Genomic DNA, 4,770 nt, shown 5'->3' with positions numbered 1-4,770 from the left:
GGGCTGCCGACGGGTCCGGACGGCCCGCTGCCCGGCCCGGCGGAGCCGGAGCTGACCCAGCCCGCGGACTGCCCCGACGTGCAGATGATCGCCGTGCCGGGCACCTGGGAGAGCAGCCCCACCGACGACCCCTACGCGCCGTCGTTCCTGCCCAACGCGCTGCTCAAGACCATCACGGACCCGCTGGGGGAGCAGTACCCGGCCGAGCGCCTGGAGGTCTTCACGGTCCCGTACGTGGCACAGTTCCGGAACCCCCAGCGCCCCGACGAGATCACCTACGACCAGAGCCGGGCCGAGGGCACGGATCGCGCGCGCGCCGAGTTGGTCGCGGTCCACGACCGCTGCCCGTACACCTCCTACATCCTGCTCGGCTTCTCCCAGGGGGCGGTGATCGCCGGCGACCTCACCAGCGAGATCGGCACCGGCAACGGGCCGGTCCCGGCGGAGCTCGTCCGGGGTTCGGTCCTCATCGCCGACGGGCGGCGCCTGCCCGGTGAGGGCCAGTCCCCGGGGCTGTCGCCGGGGACCGGTCAGGGGATGGAGATCTCGCTCCAGCCGGTGACGGGCTTCACGCAGCTCATCGCGGGTGCCACCATGACCGGCCCGCGGCCCGGCGGCTTCGGGGCGCTCGACGACCGGACCGCCCAGATCTGCGACTCCCGGGACCTCATCTGCAACGCCCCGCTCAACGTGGTGGACGGGGCGGCCCGGTTCCAGGAGTTCGTCGCCAACAACGCCATCCACGCCATGTACGCGACCAACCCGGACGTCGTCATGGGGACCACGGTTCCGGAGTGGACCATCGGACACGTGCGGGAACTCGTCGACGCGGCACCGGAGATCGCCCACGACTGACCGCCCGACCGAGTACCGTGCATGGGCGCGACACGCCTGGCCGGGTCGAGGATTCGGAGTTCGGATGTGCGCAGGGGCACGCTGTAAGATCGACCAAGCTTGTCGCCCGGTATGTCCGAGGTCGGCGACGTCGACCATCCAGTCATCGGTTCGGAACGGAGCAACGTGGAGTTCGAGCAGTACCACGACGCCAGCGGGGCGATCGTCATCCCTGATCGCACCACCCTGGTCGACTTCGTCGAATCCAACGTCTCCGCAGCACGCCGGGACCCCGCGGCGGACGGGCTGATCTACCGCTACATCGACTACTCGTCGTCGCGGCAGGGTGAGGTCGCCGAACTGTCGTGGTCGGACTTCGGGGACCGGCTCTACGCCATCGCCGCACGGCTGCAGCAGGTGGCTGAGCGGGGAGACCGCGTGGCCATCCTCGCGCCCCAGGGACTCGACTACATCGTCTCGTTCTTCGCCGCCATCCACGCCGGTCTCACCGCCGTGCCGTTGTTCGATCCGGACGAGCCGGGTCATCACGACAGGCTCCACGCGGTCCTCGGGGACTGCACGCCGTCCGTCATCCTCACCTCCACCGAGTCGGCGGCGGGGGTCCGCAAGCTCTTCCGCGACCTGCCCGCCCGGGAGCGGCCCCGCACGGTCGCCGTCGACGCGATCCCCGCCGAGCTGGGCTCGGGCTGGACCCGGCCCGATCTGGGTGCGGACGACATCGCCTACCTGCAGTACACCTCCGGGTCGACCCGCGTCCCCGCCGGCGTGGAGATCACGCACCGCAACGTCGTCACCAACGTCATGCAGCTCTTCGACGGGCTGGGCCTGACCCGCGCCTCCCGCGGCGTGACCTGGCTGCCGCTGTTCCACGACATGGGTCTGCTCACCGTGATCCTGCCGGCGATGGGCGGCGCCACGATCACCGTCATGAGCCCCCGGGCCTTCGTGCAGCGTCCCGGGCGGTGGGTCACCCAGCTCGGGGCGATGTCCGACGGCGACGGGGTCTTCGCCGCCGCCCCCAACTTCGCGTTCGAACACGCGGCCCGTCGTGGCCTGCCCCGGGAGGGCGAGTCGCTCGACCTCTCCGGGGTCACCAGCATCATCAACGGGTCCGAGCCGGTCACCCCCGCCTCGATGCGCGCGTTCAACGAGGCGTTCGCCCCGTACGGGTTGGCGCCGACCGCCATCAAGCCCTCCTACGGCATGGCCGAGGCGACGCTCTTCGTCTCCTCGCCCCGCAAGGACGACGAGGCGATCGTCATCCACGTGGACCGGGAGGACCTCAACAAGGGCGTCATGACCGTCCTGGACCCCGACGCGGTGGAGGGCAACGAGGACGCCATCCCGCAGGTGGCGTGCGGGTACGTGGCCCCCAGCCAGTGGGCGGTGATCGTCGAGCCGGGTGTCGACGGGTCGACGGGCGAGCACGACGGCACCGGCCGGGAACTGCCCGAGGGCCGGGTCGGGGAGATCTGGCTCTACGGCACCAACGTCGGGCGGGCCTACTGGGGTCGGCCGGAGGAGTCCGAGGCCACGTTCGGCAACAGGCTCACGGAGCGGCTCCCGGAGCACTCGAGGACGGTGCGCGAGTTCGGCACCGTCCCCTCCGGCGCACGGTGGCTCCGCACGGGTGACTACGGCGCCTACGTGGACGGCCAGCTGTACATCACCGGTCGGGTCAAGGACCTCGTGATCGTCGCCGGACGCAATCACTACCCGCAGGATCTCGAGAACACCGCGCAGGACGCCTCCGCCTCGCTGCGCCCGGGCTTCGTCGCCGCGTTCTCCGTGCCGGCCAACCAGCTCCCGATCGACGCCCGTAACGGCGCCGTGATCCCCTCCGATGACTCCTCGGAGACCCTCGTGGTGGTGGGCGAGCGCGCCCCCGGTGCGGGGAAGGCGGATCCGGGACCCATCGCGGACGCGGTCCGCTCGGCGATCTCGGCGAGGCACGGGGTCACCGCGCAGGACGTGATCCTGGTCCCCGCCGGGTCCATCCCCCGAACCTCCAGCGGCAAGATCGCCCGCCGCGCCTGCAAGACCGCCTACGTCGACGGGACCCTGCGGGGAGGCCACCAGCAGACGGCCTTCCCCGACGAGCCGGCGGAGTAGTTTCCGGGCCGCTTCACGGCACCACCGGTGCGCGGCGGCGACGGGCGAGCACACCGGACGAGACCCGATGGAAAGGCGATCCCCACGATGGCACAGAGCGAGATGACGGTAGTAGAGCTCCGCGACTGGTTGCGGGGCTGGGTCTCCCGGGCCACCGGGCTCGACGTCGCCAAGGTGACCGACGACCGCTCCCTCGAGGAGTTCGGGCTGTCCTCCAGGGACGCGGTGACCCTCTCGGCGGATCTCGAGGACCTGCTCGGCCGTCCCCTGGACGCCACGGTGGCCTACCAGCACCCCACCATCGCCTCTCTCGCCGAGTACGTGGTCAACGGACCGGCCGAGATCGACGAGCCCGGCGACCTCCACACCTTCCGCCACCGTGGGGCGGGGATGGAGTTCGACGTCGCCGTGATCGGCTTCGCCACCCGTTTCCCGGGCGGCGCGGACTCGCCCGAGGCCACCTGGGAACTGCTGTCCGAGGGCCGGGACGCCACCAGCCCGCGTCCGGCGACCCGCTGGTCCGAGTGGGCGGGGGACTCCTACGTCCAGCAGGTCCTGGCCGAGGCCCCGGACCGGGGCGGGTGGCTCGACGACTCCGAGGTGCGGGACTTCGACGCCGAGTTCTTCGGCATGAGTCCCCGCGAGGCGGAGATGGTGGACCCGCAGCAGCGGCTCGCACTCGAGCTCACCTGGGAGGCCCTCGAGCACGCGCACCTGCCCGCGAGTGACCTCAAGGGCCACGAGGTGGGCGTGTTCATCGGTTCGTCGTCCAGCGACTACCAGGTGTTCCTCACCTCCGACTCCGCCGCCGCCTCCCCGTACGCGGTCACGGGCGCCTCCAACTCGATCATCTCCAACCGGGTGTCGTACACGTTCGACTTCCGTGGCCCCTCGATGACCCTGGACACCGCGTGCTCGACCTCCCTGGTCGCGATCCACGAGGCCGTCAACTCGCTGCGTCTGCACGAGTCCGACCTGGCCGTGGCCGGTGGCGTCAACATGATGCTGGCGCCCGCCGCCACCATGGGCTTCGCCAAGACCGGGGCCGCGCTCAGCCCCGACGGGCGCATCAAGGCCTTCTCCTCCGACGCCAACGGCATCTGCCGGGCGGAGGGCGGGGGACTGTTCATCCTGAAGCGCCTGTCCGAGGCCGAACGGGACGGGGACGTGGTCCTCGCCGTCATCAAGGGGTCCGCCGTCAACTCCGACGGACGTTCCAACGGGATGACCGCCCCCAACCCGGACGCCCAGGTGGCGGTGCTGCGCCAGGCGTACGCCGACGCGGGTGTGGACCCGAGGGACGTCGACTACATCGAGGCCCACGGCACGGGCACGATCCTCGGTGACCCCATCGAGGCCACCGCGATCGGACAGGTGCTCGGCCGCGGCCGCGACGCCGATCGACCCACGCTGCTGGGCTCGGCCAAGACCAACTTCGGGCACATGGAGTCGGCGGCCGGTGCCGCGGGCCTGGCCAAGATCATCCTGGGGATGGGGCACGACTCGCTCCCGCCCACCCTCAACTTCGCCGGCCCCAACCCGTACATCGACTTCGACGCCGCGCGGCTGAGCGTCGTCACGGAGAACCGGCCGTGGCCGCGCTACAGCGGCCGGGCGCTGGCCGGTGTCTCCGGATTCGGCTTCGGCGGGACCAACGCCCACGTCGTGGTGGCCGAGTACCAGCCCGCCCCGGTCCGGGCCGCTCAGCAGACCGATCCGCAGACGGTCGACTCGCAGACGGTCGACTCGCAGGCGACCGGCGCCGAGGACACCGTCGCGCGGACGGCCGACGCGGGGGACACC

Annotated in this window: 3 protein-coding genes; all 3 read left to right on the top strand. The window is 71.4% G+C overall.

Features of this window, described 5'->3' with window-relative positions; genetic code table 11:
- Window positions 1-855, top strand: an 855-nt coding sequence (locus G6018_RS07020; protein WP_182639245.1) for a cutinase family protein, incomplete at its 5' end; no start/stop codon positions are given.
- A gap of 111 nt (window positions 856-966) precedes the next feature.
- Window positions 967-2,967, top strand: coding sequence for a long-chain-fatty-acid--AMP ligase FadD32 (gene fadD32 / locus G6018_RS07015; RefSeq protein WP_182639244.1), 2,001 nt, complete (start codon window positions 967-969; stop codon window positions 2,965-2,967).
- A gap of 87 nt (window positions 2,968-3,054) precedes the next feature.
- A partial coding sequence (locus G6018_RS07010; RefSeq protein WP_241732010.1) for a type I polyketide synthase occupies window positions 3,055-4,770 on the top strand: 1,716 nt, incomplete at its 3' end.

It is taken from the genome of Dietzia sp. DQ11-44 (genome assembly GCF_014145205.1).
Taxonomy (GTDB): domain Bacteria; phylum Actinomycetota; class Actinomycetes; order Mycobacteriales; family Mycobacteriaceae; genus Dietzia; species Dietzia natronolimnaea.
Note: the sequence above shows the minus strand (reverse complement) of the source record. Positions and strands in the feature narration are given on the sequence as shown.